The sequence below is a fragment of the Caballeronia sp. INML2 genome (assembly GCF_023631365.1).
Lineage (GTDB): Bacteria > Pseudomonadota > Gammaproteobacteria > Burkholderiales > Burkholderiaceae > Caballeronia > Caballeronia turbans.
This window is the reverse complement of record NZ_JALQDH010000045.1, coordinates 1-240: the sequence shown is the minus strand read 5'-3', so window position 1 is coordinate 240 and position 240 is coordinate 1. Positions and strand designations below refer to the sequence as shown.

Below are 240 nucleotides of genomic sequence, written 5' to 3'. Positions count from 1 at the left end.
GCGCACCGCCGCGGACGAAGTGAACTGGCGGCGTTTCTTCGATGTGAGCACGCTCGGCGGCGTGCGCGTCGAGCGGCCTGAAGTGTTCGAGGCATCGCATGCGCTCGTGTTCCGGCTCTTCACCGAAGGCCTGATCGATGGTGTGCGCGTCGATCACGTCGATGGTCTCGCCGAACCGCGCGAGTATTGCCAGCGCCTGCGCGCGCGGCTCGAAGAGTTGGCGGCGGAACGGCCCGAGGC

Annotated in this window: 1 protein-coding gene; it reads left to right on the top strand. The window is 67.9% G+C overall.

Going from position 1 to position 240, the window contains the following annotated elements:
• On the top strand, positions 1 to 240 hold a 240-nt coding region (locus NCT32_RS14715), incomplete at both ends, for a hypothetical protein (RefSeq protein WP_250490424.1).